The sequence below is a fragment of the Streptomyces flavofungini genome (genome assembly GCF_014650815.1).
Lineage (GTDB): Bacteria > Actinomycetota > Actinomycetes > Streptomycetales > Streptomycetaceae > Streptomyces > Streptomyces flavofungini.
Window position 1 is genome coordinate 174,168 of record NZ_BMVR01000012.1, and the last position, 21,434, is coordinate 195,601.

At 72.0% G+C, this 21,434-nt stretch carries 19 protein-coding genes; 11 read left to right on the top strand and 8 right to left on the bottom strand.

Going from position 1 to position 21,434, the window contains the following annotated elements:
* Positions 1-105 precede the first annotated feature (105 nt).
* From IE274_RS28775 to IE274_RS28785, 3 genes are read left to right on the top strand one after another with little or no spacing between them, the layout of a single operon-like run.
* Positions 106-1,425, top strand: a complete 1,320-nt coding sequence (locus tag IE274_RS28775; RefSeq protein ID WP_190118822.1) for a beta-ketoacyl synthase N-terminal-like domain-containing protein — start codon at positions 106-108, stop codon at positions 1,423-1,425.
* An 11-nt stretch (positions 1,426-1,436) separates the two neighbouring features.
* Entirely contained in the window at positions 1,437-2,471 is a 1,035-nt protein-coding gene (locus IE274_RS28780) for a beta-ketoacyl-ACP synthase III (RefSeq protein WP_190118823.1), read from the top strand.
* 60 nt (positions 2,472-2,531) lie between these two features.
* The gene (locus tag IE274_RS28785) at positions 2,532-2,762 is read left to right on the top strand and encodes an acyl carrier protein (protein WP_190118824.1); all 231 of its coding nucleotides are present in this window, start codon (positions 2,532-2,534) and stop codon (positions 2,760-2,762) included.
* Between the two features lie 91 nt (positions 2,763-2,853).
* Here the strand turns inward: IE274_RS28785 and IE274_RS28790 are convergent, their stop codons facing one another.
* Positions 2,854-4,515 (bottom strand): MFS transporter, encoded by a 1,662-nt coding sequence (locus IE274_RS28790; protein WP_190118825.1) that lies wholly within the window; start codon positions 4,513-4,515, stop codon positions 2,854-2,856.
* An 89-nt stretch (positions 4,516-4,604) separates the two neighbouring features.
* Here IE274_RS28790 and abrT point away from each other — a divergent pair, with 89 nt between their 5' ends.
* From abrT to IE274_RS28805, 3 genes are all read left to right on the top strand, one after another.
* Positions 4,605-5,342, top strand: coding sequence for an HTH-type transcriptional regulator AbrT (gene abrT / locus IE274_RS28795; protein WP_190118826.1), 738 nt, complete (start codon positions 4,605-4,607; stop codon positions 5,340-5,342).
* 179 nt (positions 5,343-5,521) lie between these two features.
* Entirely contained in the window at positions 5,522-5,953 is a 432-nt protein-coding gene (locus IE274_RS28800; protein WP_190118827.1) for a hypothetical protein, read from the top strand.
* A gap of 244 nt (positions 5,954-6,197) precedes the next feature.
* Positions 6,198-6,836 (top strand): alpha/beta fold hydrolase, encoded by a 639-nt coding sequence (locus IE274_RS28805; RefSeq protein WP_190118828.1) that lies wholly within the window; start codon positions 6,198-6,200, stop codon positions 6,834-6,836.
* On the opposite strand, the gene IE274_RS28810 is transcribed toward IE274_RS28805, so the two are convergent.
* Entirely contained in the window at positions 6,833-7,981 is a 1,149-nt protein-coding gene (locus IE274_RS28810; RefSeq protein WP_190118829.1) for a serine hydrolase domain-containing protein, read from the bottom strand. The genes IE274_RS28805 and IE274_RS28810 overlap by 4 nt on opposite strands.
* Positions 7,982-8,313: 332 nt before the next feature.
* Here IE274_RS28810 and IE274_RS28815 point away from each other — a divergent pair, with 332 nt between their 5' ends.
* The 5 genes from IE274_RS28815 to IE274_RS28835 all read left to right on the top strand — a co-directional run bounded on the left by IE274_RS28815 (position 8,314) and on the right by IE274_RS28835 (position 15,426).
* Entirely contained in the window at positions 8,314-9,162 is an 849-nt protein-coding gene (locus IE274_RS28815; protein ID WP_190118830.1) for an endonuclease/exonuclease/phosphatase family protein, read from the top strand.
* Positions 9,163-9,273: 111 nt separating this feature from the next.
* The gene (locus IE274_RS28820) at positions 9,274-10,692 is read left to right on the top strand and encodes a helix-turn-helix domain-containing protein (RefSeq protein WP_268255594.1); all 1,419 of its coding nucleotides are present in this window, start codon (positions 9,274-9,276) and stop codon (positions 10,690-10,692) included.
* 437 nt (positions 10,693-11,129) lie between these two features.
* Positions 11,130-12,092, top strand: a complete 963-nt coding sequence (locus IE274_RS28825) for a hypothetical protein (RefSeq protein WP_229909868.1) — start codon at positions 11,130-11,132, stop codon at positions 12,090-12,092.
* Between the two features lie 99 nt (positions 12,093-12,191).
* Positions 12,192-13,715 carry an amino acid permease gene (locus tag IE274_RS28830; RefSeq protein WP_229909869.1) on the top strand — a complete coding sequence of 508 codons (1,524 nt, stop codon included), beginning with the start codon at positions 12,192-12,194 and terminating at the stop codon, positions 13,713-13,715.
* A gap of 187 nt (positions 13,716-13,902) precedes the next feature.
* Entirely contained in the window at positions 13,903-15,426 is a 1,524-nt protein-coding gene (locus IE274_RS28835) for a carotenoid oxygenase family protein (protein WP_190118832.1), read from the top strand.
* An 18-nt stretch (positions 15,427-15,444) separates the two neighbouring features.
* Here the strand turns inward: IE274_RS28835 and IE274_RS28840 are convergent, their stop codons facing one another.
* From IE274_RS28840 to IE274_RS28865, 6 genes are all read right to left on the bottom strand, one after another.
* Positions 15,445-16,140, bottom strand: a complete 696-nt coding sequence (locus IE274_RS28840; protein ID WP_190118833.1) for an alpha/beta hydrolase — start codon at positions 16,138-16,140, stop codon at positions 15,445-15,447.
* Positions 16,141-16,265: 125 nt separating this feature from the next.
* Positions 16,266-17,630 (bottom strand): sensor histidine kinase, encoded by a 1,365-nt coding sequence (locus tag IE274_RS28845; protein ID WP_190118834.1) that lies wholly within the window; start codon positions 17,628-17,630, stop codon positions 16,266-16,268.
* Between the two features lies 1 nt (position 17,631).
* Positions 17,632-18,384, bottom strand: a complete 753-nt coding sequence (gene cseB / locus IE274_RS28850; protein WP_190118835.1) for a two-component system response regulator CseB — start codon at positions 18,382-18,384, stop codon at positions 17,632-17,634.
* Between the two features lie 203 nt (positions 18,385-18,587).
* Positions 18,588-19,634: an endonuclease/exonuclease/phosphatase family protein gene (locus IE274_RS28855; protein WP_190118836.1), complete on the bottom strand. Its 1,047-nt coding sequence runs from the start codon at positions 19,632-19,634 to the stop codon at positions 18,588-18,590.
* The gene (locus tag IE274_RS28860; protein ID WP_372447126.1) at positions 19,631-20,629 is read right to left on the bottom strand and encodes a D-alanyl-D-alanine carboxypeptidase family protein; all 999 of its coding nucleotides are present in this window, start codon (positions 20,627-20,629) and stop codon (positions 19,631-19,633) included. The genes IE274_RS28855 and IE274_RS28860 overlap by 4 nt, the downstream gene beginning before the upstream one ends.
* 126 nt (positions 20,630-20,755) lie before the next feature.
* Positions 20,756-21,319 (bottom strand): hypothetical protein, encoded by a 564-nt coding sequence (locus IE274_RS28865; RefSeq protein WP_190118838.1) that lies wholly within the window; start codon positions 21,317-21,319, stop codon positions 20,756-20,758.
* Between the last annotated feature and the right edge of the window lie 115 nt (positions 21,320-21,434).

Here is a 21,434-nt window from a genome sequence, read left to right on the forward strand (position 1 = left end):
ACCGCCCTAACGTCGGCAGCCGTCACCGGCACGGCACGGGGCATCAGCATGCGCCCACCGCGTGCGGGCGACCTGTCGACAGCGGCCCGCAACACAGGGAGTCTCATGGCGGACCAGCAGCAGGATCCCGGTCGCGACACATTGGTCACGGGCATGGGATTCGCCCTGCCCGGCCCTGGAGGACTGTGCGCGACTTCCGCGGAATTCCTGGACATCGTCTCCACAGGCGCCTGTCACGTGGAGAACGACGGCGTCTTCTTCGGTCAAGTACGCACTGATGTCGCGGATGTGAAGGAGCGTTATCCCGAACTTCCCCTCAAGGCCCTGAAGCTCTATTCCCCGGTGCAGTTGCTCGGCCTCATCTCCATGGCGGAGGCGTGCGGCGACGCCGGACTCGACTGGCGTTCGGGCGCGTTGTCGGAGGCGGCGATCCTGGCGGCCCGCGACGGCGGTGACTGCTGGTCGGCCCAGTACGCGGACATCCTCAACACCGACCGCGCCAAGGCCACCAAGGACGAGATCAACGAACTCGGCACCCGGCTCGCCCTCACCGGCATCCCCATGGACGTGGCCAACGTCCAGGTGTCCGTGGTGGCCGGCACCGGCCCCAACTTCACCGTCTCCAACGGCTGTACGTCCTCCGCGGTACTGCTCGGCATGGCGCACCGGATGATCGCCGACGGCGAGGTCGAGGTCGCGGTGGTCACCGGCGCCGACGTGTTCGGCCTGGACTTCCTGCGCCACTACGCCGATCTGCTCGACCGCTACGCCGAGCTGAGCGCCGAAGAGGGCGTCACCGTCGACGCCATGGAGGACGCGGCCCTGGCCATGGGCGCGCAGATGCGCCCGTACGACAAGAACTCCCCGGGCTCCAACATGGGCAGCGGCTCGATCACGATCGTCGTGGAGAGCCGCGCGCACGCCGAGCGGCGCGGCGCGGTGCCGTACTCCCGGATGCTGGCGCAGCGCACCCGGCGCAGCCCGCAGCACAGCGCCTTCGCCATCGACCGCGCGGGGACCGGCATGGTCCAGGCCTCGCGGGACGCCATGGCGGGCATCGTCGAGCCGGACCAGATCGACTACGTCAACGGCGGCGCCGAGGGCGACCGCGTCTTCCACGAGACGGAGTCGAACATCGTCCGGAGCCTCTTCGGGGACCGCGCGTCCCGCCTGCCCGTCACCGTGCAGGAGGCCTGTTTCGGACACAACGGCGGGCCGCTCGGCGGCCTCGGCGTGGCGGCCACGTCGCTGATGATCCAGCGTGACGCGGTGTTCCCGACCGCGGGCTGCGTCGACCCCGACGACGCCTGTCTCTTCGACCCGGTACCGGGCAGCACCGCCCGGCCGCAGCGCGTCGACCACGCACTGTCCTTCAACTACACCGTCGGCATGGTCAGCAGCGCGATCCTGCTGGGGAAGGCGTGAGGGCCGAGGAGATGGACAAGCACCGCACACGCGCGGCCGTCCTGACGGGCGTCGCCGGACATGTGCCGCCCGGCACGGTCACCAACGCCGACCTCGAGGCCCGGCTCGACACGACCGACGAATGGATCCGCAGCCGCACCGGCATCGCCGAGCGGCACATCGTCCCCCCGGGCACCGCCACCCGTGAACTGGCCGTCGAGGCGGGGCGGCTGGCCCTGAAGTCGGCGGGCCGCGACGGCGTGGACGCCGTCGTCCTCGCGACGGCGACCCCGGACCGCCTCTGCCCGGCCACCGCCCCCGAGGTCGCCGCGGCGCTCGGGCTCGGCCCCGTCGCCGCGCACGACGTCGCCGCCGTGTGCGCCGGGTTCCTGTACGCCCTGTCGGCCGGGGTCGGGGCGATCGCGGCGGGCTTCGCCGAGCACGTCCTCGTCATCGGCGCCGAGACGTTCTCCGCCATCGTCGACCCGGAGGACCGGAACACGGCCGTCATCTTCGGCGACGCCGCCGGTGCCGTCGTGCTGCGCGCGGGCGACCCGGACGAGCCGGGGGCCATCGGCCCGATCCGGCTCGGCAGTGACGGCACGCACAGCGACCTGATCCAGATCCCCGCGGGCGGCGCCCGGCAGCGGTCCTCCGGCACCGTCCCCGAGGCGGGCGACCACCATCTGCAGATGCAGGGCCGCAAGGTCTACCGGCACGCCAAGGAGCGCATGACCCAGTCGGCGCTCGACGTCCTGGAGCGCTCCGGCTGGGCCGTCGAGGACGTGGACCGGCTCGCGACCCATCAGGCCAACGCGCGCATCAATGAAGCCGTCGCCGACGAGCTGGGCATCCCGCGCGACCGGGTCCTGTCCAACATCGAGCGCGTCGGCAACACCGCGGCCGCGTCCCTGCCGCTGCTGCTCGCCGACTCCGCGGCGGAGGGCAGGCTGCGCCCACGCGACCGGGTACTGCTCGCGGCGTTCGGCGGCGGGCTCGCCTGGGGTGCGGCATCGCTGACGTGGCCGGATGTGACGGCCTTCGCGGCGCACACCTATCGCGGGTGAGGTTCCCCCGGCGCGGGCCCCGCGCCGGTCCCACCGACACTGCGCTCCCTGGAGGAAACGGTGTACGAAACGGTCAAGTCCCTGCTCACCAAGGAATTCGACATCTCCGAGGATCAGATCGCCCCGGAGTCCACGCTGGAGGACCTGGGCCTGGACTCACTCGCCTCGGTCGAGTTCGCCCTCGCCCTGGAGAAGGGGCTCGGCGTGGAGATCACGGACGACGAAGTGGTCGAGCTGGAGCGGCTCGACAAGATCCTCGAACTCGTCGAGCGCCGCAAGCGCGCGTCCTGACGCAGCCGTGCGCGGGCCCCTGGAAAGAGCCGCGCGCACCAGCGCCGGACAGCCGGGGCCCGTGACAGGTCCCGGCTGTCCGGTGCTGCGGTCAGGAGCGGTCCGCGGACCCGGCCCGGTTCTCGGCGGACTCCCCCGGCGCCTGCTTCACCAGGTCCACGTTCGCCTCGGGCCCGTCACCGCCGCCCTCGGCCGCCGCGGTGATCCGCCCCGCCGACCGCGGGATGAACAGGAACACGGCGATGGCGACGAGGACGAGCAGGATGCCGGTGACCAGCGACGTGAACCCGAACGCGGACGCGAACGCCTCGTCGGCCTGCTGCTTCAGCTCCTCCCCCGCCGAGCCCGGCAGCGTCCCGGCGACCCCGATGGCGTCGGCGAGGCCCTCCCGCGCGGTGTCCATGGACTTCTCGTCCACGCCGGGGACGGAGGTGTCCATCTCCCTGCGGAACAGCGCGGAAGCGACACTGCCCATGATCGCCACGCTCAGTCCGTTGCCGAGTTCGTAGGAGGTCTCCTCGATGCCCGCGGCGCCGCCCGCGGTATCCGCCTCGGCCGTCGACATGATGGAGTCCGACGCGGCCGTCATGGCGCAGCCCGCCCCGGCGCCGATGCCCGCGAGGGCGATGGCGAAGACCCAGTACTCGGTGTCGGGCTTGACGTTCATCAGGACGAAGAAGGCCCCGCCGATCAGGCCCATCCCGATCATCATGGCGTACCGCGTCCCGTACCTCGGCACGATGACGGACATGATCGGGGCCCCGATCATGGTGGCGAGGAGCAGCGGCAGCAGCCGCAGACCCGACTCCATCGGCGAGGCGCCGCCGATGAACTGCCAGTGCTGCGTGAGCAACAGCATGAGCCCGCCCATGCCGAACATGGCGAGGACCACGCTCACGACCGCCACGGAGAACGCGCGGTTGCGGAACAGCGCCGGGTCGAAGAGCGGATCGGGCACCCGAAGGACCCGGAGCACCAGGGCGGTGAGCAGCACCAGGCCGAGCACGCCCGTGACGATGGTCTGGGCCTCCAGGCCCTCCGCGCCGCCGTGCTGAATGGCGTACACCAGCGAGATCAGGCCGGTGACGGAGAGGACCGCGCCAATGGTGTCCCAGCGCGGCGGGTTGGGATGCCGGGACTCCGGCACCAGCGTCACCGCGGCGAACAGCGCGAAGACCATGATCGGCACATTGATGAGGAAGACCGAGCCCCACCAGAAGTGCTCGATCATGACACCGCCGACCACGGGTCCGACCGCGGCACCGGCCGCGGACATGGTGGCCCACACGGCGAGCGCCACCGTTCGCTCTTTGCGGTCCGTGAAGACATTGCGAATGATCGACAGCGTCGAGGGCATGATGATCGCGGCGCCGATGCCGAGCAGCGCGCGGGCCGCGATCAGCATCGCGGGCCCGTTCGCCCAGGCCGCGGTGGCCGACGCGGCACCGAAGACGACGAAGCCCAGGCACAGGAATCGCTTGCGGCCCAGGCGGTCGCCGAGGGTGCCGCAGCTGATGAGCAGCCCGGCCACGACGAGCGAGTAGACGTCGACGATCCACAGCAACTGCACCGACGACGGCTCGAGTTCGGTGCTCAGAGTGGGCAGCGCCACGTTCAGCACGGTCAGGTCAAGGGCGACGACCAGGAGGCTCAGCGAGAGGACACCGAGCACCGCCCACCGGTTCTTCGCCCCTGGGACCTCGCCGTCCCCACCCTTCCCCCCGCCTCGCCTGTCGCGCACCACGCCATCCATGGCCGGCCTCCTTCGGGATTCCGTCAACTGTGTTCCCGTACGGCATACCATCTATCGTACGACGTACGAGTCTGCGTTAGCATAGAGACGTGACTGAAACTTCTGGACGAGACACGAATCCGAACGCCCCACCTGGCTCGATCTGGTTGCGCGAGCTGAAGCAGCGGCCGGCCAAGCAGCCGCTGAGCCGGGAGCAGATCGTGCGGGGCGCGGTGCGACTCCTGGACGAAGGGGGTGTGCGCAACCTGCGCATGCGGCAGCTCGCCGACTCGCTGAACTCGGCGCCGATGTCGCTCTATTGGCATGTGCCGACGAAGGACGACCTGCTGGAACTGGCCATCGACGCCGTCTTCCCCGACCCGCCCACGCCGTCCGGCTCGGGGAACTGGCGCGCCGACATCCAGACCTGTGCGACCGACCTGTTCGAGGTGCTGCTGCGGCACTCGTGGATGATCGAGCTGATGGGCGGGCACCCTCCGGTGGGACCCCGGGCCCTCGCGCACACCAGCGCCATCATCCAGATCCTGGAGCAGGCCCGCTTCTCCCCCAGACAACTGGACTCCGCGCTCTCGGCGATCTACTACTACACCGTGGGCGCGGCCCTGTCCGAAGCGTCCTGGCAGGCCATGGCCCGGCAGAGCGCCGAGAGCGAGGAAGAGTGGGCGAGCCGCCTCGGGCCCTACCTCAGCTCGGCCACGCAGGACCACCCGGCGTCCCTGGCCGACTACGTCAAGCGCAGCGCCTCCAGCAGCACGGGCCAGCGCTTCCGCGACGGCCTGGAGTGCATGGTGTCCGGCATGGAGCAGATGCGCTCGCTGAACTCATGACCCGCACGGACACCGCCCACGGCCGCCCCACCGAGGAGGCGTTAAGGAAACGTAAATCCGTACATGCTTACGAGGCATGTCTGACACGCTCCCGAAGCACCACTGGCTGCTGACCCGCACCGGGGTGCCAGCAGCTTCCGACACGCGCCGTATACGGAAACCCCAAAAGGGAAGGCGTCATGAGTGATGTGGTCGTGCGTGCCGAGTATCGCGAGCCGTACGAGAACGACCCTCGCACCCTGAACATCACCCTGGCCGACCCCCACGGGGGCCCCGAACCCCCCGACGACGTGAACCAGGTCGAGGAGTTCACCCGCACCCTGGAGTGGGCCCTGTCGCTGCTGCGCACCCTGGAGCGGAACCATCGCGACCGCGTACCCGAGGACGACCTGAACCGCTTGCACACCCTCGTCCGCGCGCTGGACCAGCGGCTCATTCCCGCCCTGGAGGGCGTCAGGGACGCCGCGGTCCGCCGCTACCGCGAACTCGGCGGCTCCTACGGGAGCCTGGCCAAGGCGATGGGCGTGCCGCGCTCGACGGCACAGACCCGGTCGACGGCCCTCCTCGGCCGCGAGCCGTCGGCCCACGAGCGGTGGGCGTCCGGCGAGTGACGCCGCACTCCCACGACGGCGACACCGACTCCTGACTCCTGAGCCCCGAGTCCCGAGTCCCGAGCAGGGGCGTCGCCCGGAGCAAGTCATACCTCCGCACCGCTCACCAACTCAGCCTTGAACAAGGTGAGTTCGGTGTGCTGCCCGACGAGGGCGCGGTTCCGCCCGAGGGTGACGCCGTTCATCGATTCCCTGCAGCACCCTCCCCCGCGGCAGCCAGTATGCCGATCACGAGAGGAAGACCGTGACCACTGTCTTTGTCCACGGAGTGCCCGAGACCGCCGAGGTGTGGGATCCCCTGCGGGCCCGTCTGAGCAGGGACTCCGTCGCGCTGCGCCTTCCGGGGTTCGGGGCGCCCGTTCCCGACGGGTTCGCCTCGGCCAAGGACGAGTACGTGTCGTGGCTCGAACGCGAACTGGCGGCGCTCGACGGCCCCCTGGAACTGGTGGGGCACGACTGGGGCGCCCTGTTGGTGGCCCGCGTCGCCTCCCGGTCCGTGGTCGGTCTGCGGAGCTGGGCCATCGACGTCGCGGCCGTCCTGCACCCCGACTACGTATGGCACGACGCCGCCCGACTCTGGCAGACGCCGGAGTCCGGGGAGGCATGGGCGACCGCGACGCTGGCGGAGTCCGACCCCGGCAGCCCCCTCAGCGCCACCGGGCAGCTCGGCGCGGCAGGCGTGCCCGCCGAACCAGGTGCGGGCGATGGGCGAGCGCTTCGACGCCCCGATGGCGTCGTCCATCCTCGCCCTGTACCGCTCAGCCGTCCCCCATCCGTTCGCGCACTGGGGCCCCGGCCTGACGTCCCCGGCCACGGCACCGGGCCTGGTCCTCCACCCAACCCGGGACCCGTGCTGGAGAGGTTCTGGTCGGAGCTGGACTAGGGACGGTTTCGGCACAGTTCCCGGTCCACGAGTGTGCGCATGGCCTCCTGGGTTTCCTTGCCGCCGTCGCTGGTGGTGTACACCGCGGCGGTCCGGGAGCCGTCCCGGGTGACGCCGCTCCAGGTGTGATGGCCGAGCAGTTCGCCCGGGTGGCCGAAGTAGCTGCCGCCGCAGGACAGCGGGAGTTCGCCCAGGCCGAGTCCGTACCGCACGCCCAGTTCGGGGGCGTCCTTGGTGGTCGTCATCTCGGCGAGCTGCGCCGGGGCCAGCAGACGGCCGCCGAGCAGGGCACGGTAGAAGCGGTTCAGGTCGTGCGTGGTGCTGATGATCGAGCCGGAGCCGTGGGCCATGCTCGGGTTGAGCGCCGTGACGTCGATGGCGGTGCCGGTGCCGAACGCGGCATAGGCCTGGGCGTGCGGGCCGCGGATGGACGGGAATGTGCCGGGCGTACTGGTGCCCCGCAGGCGCAGCGGGCGGATGATCCGGTCGTTCACCTCCCGTGCCCAACTCCGGCCGGTGACCTCGTGGATGATCATCGCGGCGAGGACGTAGTTGGTGTTGGAGTACGACCAGCCGTCGCCCGGCGGGAACTCGGTACCGTCCCGCATCGCGAGGCCCACCAGCTCCCTGGGCGTGTAGGTGCGGAACCGCTCGGCCCGATAGCCGTCCGCGCTCCGCAGCGCGGGGATGTGCGGCAGGGTGTCGGGGATGCCGCTGGTGTGCTGAAGGAGCTGGCGCACGGTGACCCGGCTGCCGTCGTCGCCGTTGCCCCGGACCACGCCGGGCAGCCATCGCTCGACGGTGTCCGCCAGCGACATGCGCCCCTCGCCGACGAGCTGCAGCACGACCGTGGCGGTGAAGGTCTTCGTGGCGCTACCGATCCGGAACCTGCCGTTCGACGGCATCGGCCTGCTCGTGCCCCGCTCGGCCGTCCCGGCGCGCGCCCTGTCCCGTGCGTCCGGTGAGGCCACCTCGGCGGACACGCCCACGGCCCCGGATTCATGGATCGCGTCCACCTGCCGTTGGAGCGGATCGGTCTGCTGCGGCTTCGCCGCCGCCGTCAGTCCACTCGCCGCGGCGAGGAGGGCCGCGGCCGATCCGGCCAGGCCGAGCAGGACTCGCCGACGCCGTCCTAACGCGTACATGTGATTCCTCTTCTGTTCCGGTCGTCTGCGCGTGCGGGGGCCGCCCCGGCCGTGGGCAGCGGCTGTTTCGCGCCTGGATCCGTGGCCGTGACCATCCCACCAGCCGAGGGGGGACCGGCCCATCCGGCTTTCCCCCTCCCTACCGGTGCGCTGTCCTCAGTGCGGTGCCGGGGGTTAGCCCCCTTCGGGGACATCGAGGCCCCCGGCCCGCCCCGGCCAGCGAGTTCCGGCAAACCGCACGCGGCGCCGACCGCCCCGTCCCATAACCTCATGCCTGGAGACGTCAGAGGGCACGTGCGTCCGCTGTCACGTGCATCCACGCTGAGGAGGCGATGGTGCTCGGAAGGGCCACCCGGTTGCTCGCAGGCGCCATGACCCTGGCCTGCCTGGTGCTCATCGGCCCCAGCACACCCAGCGGCGCTCACTTCGCCGCGTCGCCGCCCGTCGAACCGGTCCGGGATGTCGTACCGAACCGGGTCATGACGTGGAACATCTGCAACCCCTGCGGCGACGAGAACAACGTCGGCCGGGCGGCGGAGATCGCCACGTACGCGCCGCAGGTCATCGGCATGCAGGAAGCGTGCGTGCGTGACGTCGAGCGGATCCGGGACTATCTGGAGCAGCTGCACGGGCTCGTCTACCACGTCGAGTACGGGTCGGTGCTGCGGAACCGGAGCCGTTGTGGCGGGTGGCCGTGGAGCCCCGGGGGCTTCGGTCAGGCGATCCTCTCGGCGGCGCCGATGACGGACCGCGTGAGCGTGGAGTATCCCGACGGCGGTTCCGAGAACCGTGGGTACATGGCCGTCACCACCCTGGTGGGCGGCCGGCCCGTCCGGGTCTTCAACACGCACCTCGCCCAACGGCAGCAGGAAGAGATCCGGGCAGGCCAGGTCGGCGTCCTCGCCAAAGCCGTCGCCCGGCACGACCGCGCCATCGTTCTCGGCGACTTCAACGCCATGCCGGACGCCCCCGAACTCACCCGGATGTGGGCGCGGGCCAAGGACGCGGACCCGCAGTGCCGCCCCTCCCCCGCCGGGACCGGCGTCTGCGAGCCGACCACCGACTGGCAGCTCAAGTTCGACTACGTCTTCCTGCGGAACATCGACTCGCGCGATCAGGGTGTGCACCCCAGCCCGTACTCGGACCACCACCCGGTGCACGCCGACGTGGACCTGACGTAGTGGCTGCTTCTCGCATTGCTCGCGTCCGCCGACTCCCCAGCGGGCGCGAGACTCCGTATCGTTCGCCTGTGCACATGATCTGACCGACCCGAGGCGAGTCTGGGAGGACGCATGCGGGGGGACGGCATCATCACTGGGCGGGGAGGGCAGCCCCGGTTAGGGGAGGTGCTGCGACAACGGCGGGAAAGTCGGGGTATGTCGCTGCGTCAGATGGCACGGCTCCTGCACTACAGCCCCGGCTGGATCAGCCGCGTGGAGAACGGGCGGGCCATCCCCACGGACGACTTGGCCCGCGCCTGTGACGAGCTGCTCGCGATGGACGGCAAGCTGATCGCGCTCGCGCGGGCCGACCGGGGCGGCGCCGTCGACCTGCTCCGGCCCGCGCAGCTGCCGCCCGGAGCGTCCGCCTTCGTGGGCCGGCAGGAACTGTTGCGGGAGCTGGACGGACTCCTCGCAGATGCAAATCGGAGGGAGAGCGTTCTGACGATCGCCCTCGACGGACCGGCGGGCGTGGGCAAGAGCACGGTGGCGCTGCGGTGGGCGTACGACATCGCCGAGCGGTTTCCCGGGGGCGTGCTGTTCACCGACCTGCAGGGCAACTCCCCCGCAGGACGGCCGCTCGAAGCAGCCGACGTACTCGAACAGTTCCTGACCGCCTTCGGCCTGCCCGCGGCCGCCGTTCCGGCGGACGAGGCCGAGCGGGCGGCGGTCTTCCGCAGCATCGCGGTGCGCCGTCCCATCCTCCTGATCCTGGACAACGCCGCGGGCTCCCGGCACGTCGAGCCGCTGCTCGTCGGTGCGCGCGGCTGCGTCGCCCTCGTCACCAGCAGACGCCGTCTGACCGGGCTCGCCGTCAAGGCGGGGGCCCACCGGCTCACGGTGCGGCCGATGGACCAGCGGGAGTCCGTCGACCTGCTGCGCGCCGTCGCCGGTCCGGAGCGGGTCGCGGCGGAGCCGACGGCCACGGCGGTCCTGGCCCGGCGCTGCGCGCACCTGCCGCTGGCCATGCGCATCGCCGCCGAGCGCCTCGCCACGTTCCCGCACCGGTCCATCGCCGACGCGGTCGCCGAACTCGACGACCGCAAGCACCGGTTGAACGTCCTCACCGACATCGACGACCCGCACCTCGCGGTCCGCGCCGCCCTGGCCTCCTCGTACCGCGAACTGGACGTCGAGGCCGCACGGACGTTCCGCTTCCTCGGCCTGTTTCCCGGAGCAACGCTCAGCGCCGCCGCCGCGGCCGCCCTCGTCGACCGGCCCCTCGGCCACACCCGGCGCCTCCTCGAAGTCCTGGTCGCCGTGCACCTCCTCGAAGAGACCGGGCCCGACCGCTACCGCCGCCACGACCTGCTGCGCGACTACGCCGCCGAGCGCGCCGCCGAGGAGGAGTCGCCGACCGCCTGCCAGGAGGCCGTCCGACGGCTGATCGGCTGGTACGTGCACACGGCGCGGGACTGGTCGCCGCCGCACGAGCCCGGGAGCACGCGGCGCAATGGGGTCCCGCAGCGCCGCGTGCCGGGCGGCCAGTGACCCGGGGCCGCTCGGGGGCCGTGGCACGGGCCCGGCAGACGGACGGGCGCTGACTTCCGTGATCCGCCGGGCCGTCCCATGAGTGTGCCCAGCCGCAGTCGCCTCCACCGCTGCCCCGTGTTGCGCAACGGAGAAACACTGTCGGGCGGGTGACCCGCTGACAACAGTAGGACCGCGTCGTTCCGGGCAGCTCAGGGCCGGGCGGCGTCGACCCGCCCGCCGGCCGGCGACCTCGGCCGGGTCCCCTGCGTGGGGGCGGGGGGCCGGGCCCGTACCCGCGCGTGACCTGCGCGGAGTACCGCCACCGTGCCCGACCGAGCGCCACCGCGACTGAGTGTCAGCACACAACAGAGCATCACCACGACAGAGCTTCACGAGCGAGCTTGGGGTGCGAAGAGCCTGCCTATGAACGCCATCGACCGTCACACACGGCGCTCATGACGCCCGGGCGTCGTCCGGGAGCGCGAAGGAACGCGGCCAAGCGGGCACTCGACACGCACCCAGCGCGCGAGGACACGGCCCTGCGCCGGGTCCTGGAAGACGCCTCGATGGGCCGCTGGGAAGGCCCGCGAGAGCTGCTCACGGCCACCGGCGCGGACTGGGACCGCAGGGTGTTCCAGCTCCAGGTCCTCGCCGAGGCCGGGGCGCGCCTGCGGTTCGCCGACACCTGGGCCGAGGCCGAGCCGCGCTCCCCGCACGCCCTCGCCCTGCTCGCCAACGTGCAGGCCCTGCGCGCGATGATCGCCGGTCGCGACGAGGGCCGGTCCCTGATGGAGGACGCCTGGAACACCTGCGCCACCGTGCAGCGCCTGTGGCCCGAGGACGTGGCTCCGCTGCTCGTCATGCTCGCGCTGCTGCGCACCCACGCCCCCGACCGCTACACGCTGCGGCACGTCTGGGAGGAGATCAAACAGCGTGACCCGTGGAACCGCGAGGCCCACCACGAGGTGGTGACGTACCTCTTCCCCCGCAACCACGGCGAGCAGGGTGAGGCCATGTGGTGGGCCGAGGAGCAGGCGGCCGTCGCCCCGCAGGGGCTGCCCCTCGCGGTCCTGCCGCTGGTGGTCCTCGCCGAGGTGCACCGCTCGCGGCAGGAGCGGGACCAGGACGGGTACGGCCTGACGATCCACCCCTGGGTGGAGTGCCCGACGACCGACCTGGTCCTCGACCGCTGGTGGCGCTATCGCGCGCCCCGCCCGCACGCCTGCTTCGCCGACGACGCCAACTACCTCGCCCACGCCCTGTCGTTCGCGAACCGCCACCACGAGGCCCAGGAGGTGTTCGACGCGATCGGCCCGTACGCCACGACCGTGCCGTGGTCCTACTGCGGCCCCGCCCACGAGTTGTTCCAGCGCCACCGCGCCTGGGCCTACGACCCGCCGCGCGGCCGACGCCGCTAACCCCCGCTTCCCCCCGTCTCCCCCGCCACTCCCCCCTTGCTCCCCTTCTCTCCCCCTCCCCCCTCCCTCCCCCTTTCACAGACCAAGGACAGACGACCCGTGCCTCTTGATGTATCCCGCGTGTCCGACGAGGAACGCCTGAAGCAACTCGGCTACCAGCAGACCCTGTCCCGCTCGATGTCGGGCCGCGCCAACTTCGGCGTCAGCTTCACGATCATCTCCATCCTGTCCGGCTGCATGACGCTCTACGGCTACGGCATGAACACCGGCGGCCCGGCCGTGATCATGTGGGGCTGGCTGTTCGTCGGCGTCATGACCCTGTTCGTCGGCCTGGCCATGGCGGAGGTGTGCTCCTCGTACCCGACCAGCGCGGGCCTGTACTTCTGGGCCCACCAGATGGCGCCCGAACGCTCGCGGGCGGCCTGGGCGTGGTTCACCGGCTGGTTCAACACCCTCGGGCAGATAGCCGTGACGGCGGGCATCGACTTCGGCGCCGCGACGTTCCTCAACGCCCTGCTCGACCTGCAGTTCGGCTTCGAGGCCACGCCGGAGCACACGATCATCCTGTTCGGCTGCATCCTCGCCCTGCACGGCGCCCTGAACACCTTCGGCGTGCGGATCGTCGCCTTCCTCAACGAGGTGTCGATCTGGTGGCACGTCCTCGGTGTGGTCGTCATCTGCGGCGCCCTGGCGATCGTCCCCGACCACCACCGGTCGACCGGCTTCGTCCTCGGCGAGTTCGTCAACAACACCGGCTTCTCGTCGAGCATCTACGTGGTGGCCATCGGCCTGCTGATGGCCCAGTACACGTTCACCGGTTACGACGCGTCCGCTCACATGACCGAGGAGACCATCGACGCGGCGACCGCCGGGCCCAAGGGCATCGTCCGCTCGATCCTCGTCTCCCTGGTGGCCGGGTTCGTGCTCCTCTTCGGCTTCACCTACGCCATCCAGTCGTACTCCGGCGCCCTCGACTCGGACACCGGGGTGCCGCCCGCGCAGATCCTCATGGACGCGCTCGGCACGACGGCCAGCAAGTGGATGCTGCTCGTCATCATCGTCGCCCAGCTCTTCTGCGGCATGGCGTCGGTGACCGCCAACTCCCGCATGATCTACGCCTTCTCGCGCGACGGCGCGCTGCCCTTCTCCCGGACGTGGCACAAGCTCAACCCGACCACCCGCACCCCCACCAACGCCGTCTGGCTCGCCACCCTCGGCGCCTTCGCCCTGGGCCTGCCGTACTTGTGGAACAACACCGCGTACGCGGCCGTGACGTCCATCGCCACGATCGGCCTGTACATCGCCTATGTGATCCCGACCTTCCTGCGCCTGCGTCAGGGCGACCGCTTCGAGCGCGGCCCCTGGCACCTCGGCTCCTGGTCCACCATCGTCGGCACCATCGCCATCGCCTGGGTCATGGTGATCACGGTCCTGTTCATGCTGCCGCAGAGCTCCCCCATCACCAGGGACACGTTCAACTACGCCCCCATCGCGGTCGGCGTGGTCGTCGCCTTCTGCGGCACCTGGTGGCTGGCCTCGGCCCGCAAGTGGTTCCTGAAGCCCGACCGCCCCCGCGACGACTCCGGCGCGTCCGTGCCCGAGCGGCACGGCGCACAGCGATGACGTGCGCCGCCGGGTCGTCCACCGGACGAAGGGGGTGCCGGACCCGGCCGCGGGGGTGGTGCTGACGCCACCCCGACTCGGGCCCCAGACCTCCTGACCCGCGCCCCGTACCGGAGCAGGATTCTCCGTGTCACCAGCGACGACCCCGGCGCCAGCGCCGGGGTCCGGACACGAACGGGGTTGCACGATGACCAGTCAGACGACCAGTCACACGCGGCGGCGGATTCTCCAGGGGGCGACGTTCGCGGCCGCGGCCGGCGCGGCCGGGGGGCTCGGGCTCGGCCGCTACGCCCCGGCGGCGCGGGCCGCGACGCCGGGCCCGGCCGCCGGGGGCACGGGCGCGGGGTCGAATCCGTTCATGGAGGGGGCCTTCGCCCCGGCCACCGACGAGCTGACCGCGTTCGACCTGAAGGTCGTCGGGCGGGTGCCGCGCGACCTGAACGGACGGTTCCTGCGCACCGGCCCGAACGCGCTGGGCATCGAGGACCCGCGGGCGCACCACTGGATGCTGGGCGACGGCATGGTGCACGGGGTGCGGCTGCGCGGCGGGCGCGCGGAGTGGTACCGCAACCGGTGGGTGCGCTCCTCGCAGGTGACGAAGAAGCTGGGCGAGACCTACCCGGGCGAGGTGCCGCCCGACGACTTCGCGTGCAACACCCATGTGATCCCGTACAAGGGTCGTGTCCTCGCGCTCCAGGAGGGCGGGCCGCTGCCGTATGAACTGGACGGCGAGCTGAACACCCTGCGGCCGTACGACTTCCGCGCCACCCTCAAGGGCGCGTTCACCGCGCACACCAAGTACGACGCGGCCGCCGACGAGCTGCACGCGGTGGCGTACTACCCGACCTGGGACCACGTGCGGCACATCATGATCGACCGGACCGGCCGGGTCGCCCGGACCACCGAGGTCCCGGTGCCGGACGCGCCGATGATGCACGACTTCGCGCTGACCGAGAAGTACGTGGTGATCGTGGACGTGCCGATCACGTTCGACGCGGCAGCGGCGGAGGCGGGCGCGCTGGTGCCGTACATCTGGAACGACAAGCGCCCGATGCGGGTCGGCGTGCTGCCGCGCGCGGGCGGCAGCACCCGCTGGTTCGAGGTCGACCCGATCTACTACTCGCACACCCTCAACGCCTACGACCAGGGCGAGTCGGTGATCGTCGACTTCACGTCCATGCCCGCGCCGTTCCACGCCGCCGGGCGCGGCAACGGCGGGCCGTCCGCGACCGGGGCCCCGGCCCTCGACCGCTGGACGATCGACCTGCGCGCGGGCCGGGTCCGCAGCTCCCGCGTCGACGACCGCCCGCAGGAGTTCCCCCGCGTCAACGAGTCCCTGGTCTCGCGTCGGCACCGCTACGGCTACACGGCCAGCGCGGCCGCCATGTGGACGGCGTACGAGACGGTCGACGGGGTGCCGCCGGACACCAAGTTCACCAACTGCCTGGTGAAGCACGACATGTTGCGCAGTACGCAGCAGGTGCACCGCTTCCCGAAGGGCGCGGCGGCGAGCGAGCCGGTGTTCGTGCCCCGGCGCGGCGCGCGGGACGAGGACGACGGCTACATCGTGTCCTACGTCAACGACCCCGACCGGGGCGCCACCGACCTGGTGATCCTCTCGGCGCAGGACTTCACCGGCCGCCCGCTGGCCCGGGTCCAGCTGCCGGGGCGGGTGCCGTTGGGCTTCCACGGCAGCTGGGTGGCGGCGTAGCCGCGCCGGGGCGGGCCGTCAGCCGTGCAGGTCCTTGGCCGCTTCCGCGATCAGCTCGACGACCGGGTCGGGCTGGGAGGCCAGGGAGGCGTGGCCGCAGTCGAGTTCGACGGTCGCGCGGGGGGCCATGCGCTCGGCCATGCGGCGTTCGTTGTCGGGGTGGATCATGCGGTCCTGGGCGGAGACCTGGTACCAGGACGGTTTGCTCCGCCAGGCCGGTGCGGTCACGGTGTCGCCGAACGTGGAGCCCAGCGGCGCCTTCTGCGTGACGGCCATGACCAGCGCCTCGTCCACGGGCAGGTCCTGGCAGAAGCTCTCGTGGAACTTCTCCTGCTTGATCCACAGGTAGCCGTCGGAGTCCGGGGCGATGTTGTCGACGGCCTCGGGCGGCAGCTCCTGGGTGAGCTGACCGGGGCTCTCGCCCGCGTCCGGGGCGAACGCGGCGACGTAGACGAGACCGGTGACCTGGGGCAGGTCGCCCGCCTCGGTGATGACGGCGCCGCCGTAGGAGTGGCCGACGAGCAGGACCGGTCCTTCGAGCCGCCGGACCATCTTGCGGGTGCGCTCGGCGTCGTCGGCCAGCGAGGTCAGCGGGTTCTCCACCGCGTGCAGGTCGGTGAAGCCGCGCTTGTGGAGCTGGACGATGACCTTGGACCAGTGGGCGGCTCCGCCCCAGAATCCGTGGACCAGAACAATCGAGGGCTTGTCCGCCATGATCTCGTACCGTCCTTCGAGGGAACGCGGTGCGGCCGGTCTTCCCGAGGGCCTCGGCCCACGCTAAGCGGGCGCCGCGGCGGCCGCCACCGCTCGCCGGGGCGCGCGGCGCCTGCTGTCCGGCCTCAGGTGTGCCGTCGCGGGAGGCTCAGCGTGGCGACGGCTCCGTGCGGCTCGGCGTTCGTCAGCGTGACGCGGGCGCCGATGACGTGGGCCTGGCCGAGGGCGATGGTGAGGCCCAGGCCGTGGCCGTGGCCGCGTTCGGCGGCGCCGGTGCGGAAGCGTTGGGGGCCGTGGTCGAGGAGGTCCGCCGGGAAGCCGGGGCCGTGGTCGCGTACGACGACGGTGACGGCGGCGCCGGTGGTGGCGTCGACGGTGACCTCCACCGGCGGGCCGCCGTGCCGGTGGGCGTTGAGGACCAGGTTGGTGACGATGCGGTCGACGCGGCGCGGGTCGGTCTCGACCGTCGGGTCCCCGACGACGGTGATCCGGGTGTCGACACCGGTGCGGCGTACGCACTCCGTGACCACTTCGCCCAGCGGCACCGGCTGCGCGTCGGCCCGCTCGGCGCCCGCGTCGAGGCGGGAGATCTCCAACAGGTCGTCCACCAGTGCCCGCAGCACCCGCACCCGGTCCTGGACCAGGTCGGTGGCCTCGCTCTCCGGCAGGAGCGAGGCGGAGGTGACGAGGCCCGCGAGCGGGGTGCGCAGTTCGTGGGCGACGTCGGCGGTGAAGCGCTGTTCGCCGCGCAGGCGTTCCTGGAGGGCGTCCGCCATGTGGTCGACGGCCGAGGAGATCTCGCTGATCTCGTCGTGGCCGCGGCTCGCGGTGCGCGCGTCCAGGGCGCCGTTCCTGATGCGCCGGGCCGTACCCGCGACCCGGCGCAGGCGACGCAGCACCAGCTCGGCGGCGAGCAGGGCCAGGGGCACGACGACGGCGAGGGTGGCGACGGCCGCGTACCGGATGTGCCGGTCGAGCGCCTGCAGGCTGCGCTTCTCGGCGCCCATGTCCATGCGGACGGCCAGGTCGGTGCCGTCGACGCGGCTCGCCGCCCACATGAACGGACCTTGGAGCGGCTTGCTGGTGTCGTACCAGGTGAGAGGGCCGGGCTCGGAGGCGAGCCGGTGCCGCAGCCCGTCCGGCACCTCGTCGCCGATGGCGTAGCCGGGTGGCTCCGAGGGGTTCCGGCTCGCGGACCTGCCGTCGCGGAACTCGAACTCGGCGACCTCCAGTTCGCGCAGCGCGGTGCCGCGCCCGATGCTCATGGAGCGCGTCTCGGTGGTCTGGTGCACCAGGACGCCGATGCCCACGGCCATCGCGCAGGCCGCCGCTGCGACGCCCGCGGCGATCTTCCAGCGCAGGGAGCGGGGGTCGACGAGGCGGCGGAGCGCCTCACCGGGCGGGGTGCGGTCGGCGTCGGCGTCGGCGGCTTGGGGATCACCGCTGATGTCAGCTGTGGTGGGGCGCGCGTCAGGTGTCGTACGTCGCATGTCAGCGCCGGAACTTGTAGCCGAAGCCGCGCACGGTCTCGATGTGATCGGCGCCGATCTTCTTGCGCAGCCGCTGCACGGTCAGGTCGACGACCCGGCTGTCGCCCTCCCAGCCGTAGTCCCACACCTTGCGAAGGAGTGTCTGGCGCTCCAGGACGATGCCGGGCGCGGCCACGAACTCCAGGAGCAGGCGCAGTTCGGTGGGGGTGAGGGCGAGGAGGCGGCCGTCCGTGCGGACTTCCAGGCCGCGGGTGTCGACGCTGAGGTTGCGGAAGGTGAGCAGGCCGCCGTCGTCGGGGGCCGGGGCGTCGGCCGTGGCGTGGGCGGTGAAGGTGGCGCGGCGCAGCAGGGTGCGGATGCGGGCGACCAGGACCGTGGTGTCGACGGGTTTGACGATGTAGTCGTCGGCGCCCGCCTCCAGGCCCGCGACGACGTCCAGCGCGTCGCCGCGCGCGGACATCATCAGGAGGTGGGCCTGGCTCGTCTCGCGGACCCGGTAGGACAGGCCGATGCCGTCGAGGTGGGGCAGCATGACGTCGACGAGGAGCAGGTCGTACGCCCCGTCCCGGAACATCTCCAGGCCCGTCAGCCCGTCGGGGGCCGCCGCCACCTCGTAGCCGTAACGCTCCAGGGCCATGCCGACGGACTTGCGGATCGCGTCGTCGTCCTCGATCAGCAGGATGCGCACGGGGGCGGCGGGGCTGCCTTCCTGGGGTGCGGGGCGTCCCGCCGGTTCGCTGTGGGGCTGTGGCATCTCGTCACCTGGGGGTCGTGTCGTACGGGGCCGGGCGGCGCGGGGGCACGGCGGAGGTCCGCTGTCCGCTCGGCGCGTCTCGCCGGACCTGCCGGGCCTGCCGGACCCGCCGGACCCGCCGGGCCTGCCGGACCCGCCGGACCCGCCGGACCCGCCGGACCCGCCGGACCCGCTGATCACGACGGTATCCGCTTTCGCGGTGGTCACAGGCTCAGTGCGGCCGCGACGGGCAGGTGGTCGCTGCCGGTCCGCGGCAGGGTCCAGGACGAGGCCGCGGTGACGCCCTTGACGAGGATCTGGTCGATCCGGGCCACCGGGAACGACGCGGGCCAGGTGAACCCGAATCCGTCGCCCGCCTCCTCCTGCGTCGACCGCAGCTGTCCGGTCAGCGGGCGCAGGGCCGTGTCGTCGGTCGTGCCGTTGAAGTCGCCGACCACCACGACGCGCGGCAGCGGTTCGGCGCGTACGGCGGCGGCGAGCTTCGCGGCCGCCTCGTCGCGGGTGGCCGTGGCGAACCCCCCGCTCGGGTGCACGCGCACCGACGCGAGGTGTGCGGCGTACACGGCGAGCGGCCCCTTCGGCGTCGCGACGGTGGCCCGCAGCGCGCGGGTCCACGGCATGATCGCGACCGGTTCCACGGCCCGCAGCGGGTACCTGCTCCACAGCCCGACCGTGCCCCGCACCTCGTGGTACCGGTAGCTGCGGTCCAGTACGCGCCCGTACTCCGGTGCCGTCGCCGGGGACAGTTCCTCCAGGGCGACGAGGTCCGCGCCGGAGGCGATGAGGGCGCGGGCGGTGCCGTCCGGGTCGGGGTTCCGGTCCTGGACGTTGTGGCTGACCACGGTGAGGTCCCCGCCGCCGGAGCGCTTGTCCATGACCATGCCGCCGAACAGCGAGCACCAGACGACGGCCGGGACCAGCACGGCGAGGGCGGCGGTCGCGGAGCGCCGCACGGCGGCGAGCACCAGGAGCAGGGGGACGCCCGCGCCCAGCCACGGCAGGAAGGTCTCCAGGAGGCCGCCGGGGTTGCCGAAGCGGTGGGGCACCCAGGTGTGGCCGAGCATGACCAGGGCGAGGAGCAGGGCGGCCGCAGCGATGAGTCGGCCGCGGCGCCAGAGGTCGCTGCGGCCGTTGAAGCCGTTGCCCGCGCGGCCCTCGCCGCTGTCCCCGCCGCAGGTGTCGGCCGCCCCGGACGGCCCCTCGGCCACGCCGACCGTGCGTTGCGGAAGCTGCTCGTGCAGTGACGTCATGACCGCACCGGCTTGTCCGCGCGGAGGGCGCCGGGAAGGCGCCGCTGCACGGCGTCGATCAGCGCGCCGCTCCTGTCGATGGCGGCCTCCAGGCCTTCCATGGGGGTGGTGTCGGCGCGCTGCCCCAGGACGACACCGAGCACGAGGTGGTGCCCGGCGCCGGACTTCGCCTCGGCGGCCCACATGAGGTTGCCGCCCGCGGGTGTGCTCGACCCCGTCTTGAGGCCGATGACGCCGGGCTTCTCCAGGAGCCGGTTGGTGTTGGTGACCGTGCCGGGAACGCCGGGGACGGTCGTGCTGCGCAGGGCCACCACCTCGCGGAGCACCGGCTGCCTCATGGCCTGCCGGGCGAGCTTGAGCTGGTCGTCCGCGGTGCTCTTGGTGCTGGACTCGAAGCCGCTGGCTCCGGTGTACGTGGTGCGGGTCATCCCCAGGTCCTCGGCGGCGCGGTTCATCTTCGCGACGAAGGCCCGCTGGCTGCCGGCGTCCCAACGGGCCAGCAGCCGGGCGACGTTGTTGCCGGACGGGAGCAGGAGCAGTTCCAGGAGTTCACGCTGGCTGTGGCGGCGCCCCTCGCGGAGTTGCACGGTGGACTCGCTGAGCGAGTGGGACTCCTGCGCGGCGGCCGCGTCGACCGTGATCCGCGGACCCTTCTCCCCCGCTGCGAGGGGGTGCTCCTTGAGGATCACGTACGCCGTCATCACCTTGGTGACACTCGCGATCGGCACCGGCCGCCGGTCGCCCCTGCTGCCGAGGCTGCCGACGCCCTGGACCTCGATGCTCGTCTGCCCCTCGTCGGGCCACGGCAGGCTCACGGCCCCGACGAGCCCGTCGCCCTGCCCTTCCTTGCCCTCCGTACCACCGGGCAGGGCCAGCCAGCCCCCCGCCCCGGCCACGACCAGCACGGCGGCCGCCCCGCACAGCGCCTTGCCCCGGTGCGGCCCTTTCCGCAGCGCCCTGCCCACCCCGGCTGCCCGTACCCGACGAACGATCACCGACGACCACCTCTCCCTGCCCGGCGTACGCGGCTCTCCCGCGTACGCCTCCAGCCTTGGAGAGGACCGCATCCGGCCGGTCAGGACCGTGCATCCACCGGCGCGCGGATATGTGTCGTCCAGGTATCAGTCCGACACGATGTGGAGGATCGCCGTCCCGTCCGCGCCGGTCGCCGCCTGGATCACCACGGCATCGGGCTGGGGACTGGGCCGGGTGGCGTCCCCCAGACCACCGCAGGAGTTGCCGCTCCCGTTGGTGCGAAGGACGGTGATGCATCCTTGCCCCGGCCCGCTGGCCCCGCCCTTGGACCGGCCGCTGCCCGACTTCACCTTGTACTCGACCTTGTTGGGGCCGACGTCGGTGACGGACAGGGTCGCCGTGCCCCGCGGCCCCTTGAAGCGGAACGTCACCTTCTTGGACACCGCTATCTCGCAGTTGCCATCGGCACAGGCGCCGACGTCACGCCCGTCCGCAGCCGACACCGACGGCGTCGGCGACGGCTTCGGCGAAGAGGACTGCGCGGCCGGGGACTTCGAGCTCCCCTCAGGGGACGAGGACGGGTCGTCGCCGTCGTCCGAGCCGCCGCACCCGGCCAGCGTCAGGGGAACCAGCGCGGCGAGCACGAAACCCACCGCCCACCGGCGATGGATCCCCGTCCGCCGCCTGCGTGCCGATGTCGTCGCGGCCATGGTGCGCTCCCGTGTCCCGGCGTGCCTGCCTTCGATGTCCGGCAGCCAGCCTTCCCACTTGTCACCGTCGTACGCGCCGCACCGGCGGCCGCCGGGCTTCCGCTCAGGATGTGAC

Bases quoted from the DNA above. Each gene is read 5' to 3' on its own strand.
- IE274_RS28810 (WP_190118829.1), bottom strand. From the start codon at position 7,981: ATGTACGCGTTAGGACGGCGTCGGCGAGTCCTGCTCGGCCTGGCCGGA.
- IE274_RS28820 (WP_268255594.1), top strand. From the start codon at position 9,274: ATGCGGGGGGACGGCATCATCACTGGGCGGGGAGGGCAGCCCCGGTTA.
- cseB (WP_190118835.1), bottom strand. From the start codon at position 18,384: ATGCCACAGCCCCACAGCGAACCGGCGGGACGCCCCGCACCCCAGGAA.
- IE274_RS28780 (WP_190118823.1), top strand. From the start codon at position 1,437: ATGGACAAGCACCGCACACGCGCGGCCGTCCTGACGGGCGTCGCCGGA.
- IE274_RS28775 (WP_190118822.1), top strand. From the start codon at position 106: ATGGCGGACCAGCAGCAGGATCCCGGTCGCGACACATTGGTCACGGGC.
- IE274_RS28835 (WP_190118832.1), top strand. From the start codon at position 13,903: ATGACCAGTCAGACGACCAGTCACACGCGGCGGCGGATTCTCCAGGGG.
- IE274_RS28855 (WP_190118836.1), bottom strand. From the start codon at position 19,634: ATGACGTCACTGCACGAGCAGCTTCCGCAACGCACGGTCGGCGTGGCC.
- IE274_RS28815 (WP_190118830.1), top strand. From the start codon at position 8,314: ATGGTGCTCGGAAGGGCCACCCGGTTGCTCGCAGGCGCCATGACCCTG.
- IE274_RS28800 (WP_190118827.1), top strand. From the start codon at position 5,522: ATGAGTGATGTGGTCGTGCGTGCCGAGTATCGCGAGCCGTACGAGAAC.
- IE274_RS28840 (WP_190118833.1), bottom strand. From the start codon at position 16,140: ATGGCGGACAAGCCCTCGATTGTTCTGGTCCACGGATTCTGGGGCGGA.
- IE274_RS28865 (WP_190118838.1), bottom strand. From the start codon at position 21,319: ATGGCCGCGACGACATCGGCACGCAGGCGGCGGACGGGGATCCATCGC.
- IE274_RS28790 (WP_190118825.1), bottom strand. From the start codon at position 4,515: ATGGATGGCGTGGTGCGCGACAGGCGAGGCGGGGGGAAGGGTGGGGAC.
- IE274_RS28825 (WP_229909868.1), top strand. From the start codon at position 11,130: ATGACGCCCGGGCGTCGTCCGGGAGCGCGAAGGAACGCGGCCAAGCGG.
- IE274_RS28845 (WP_190118834.1), bottom strand. From the start codon at position 17,630: ATGCGACGTACGACACCTGACGCGCGCCCCACCACAGCTGACATCAGC.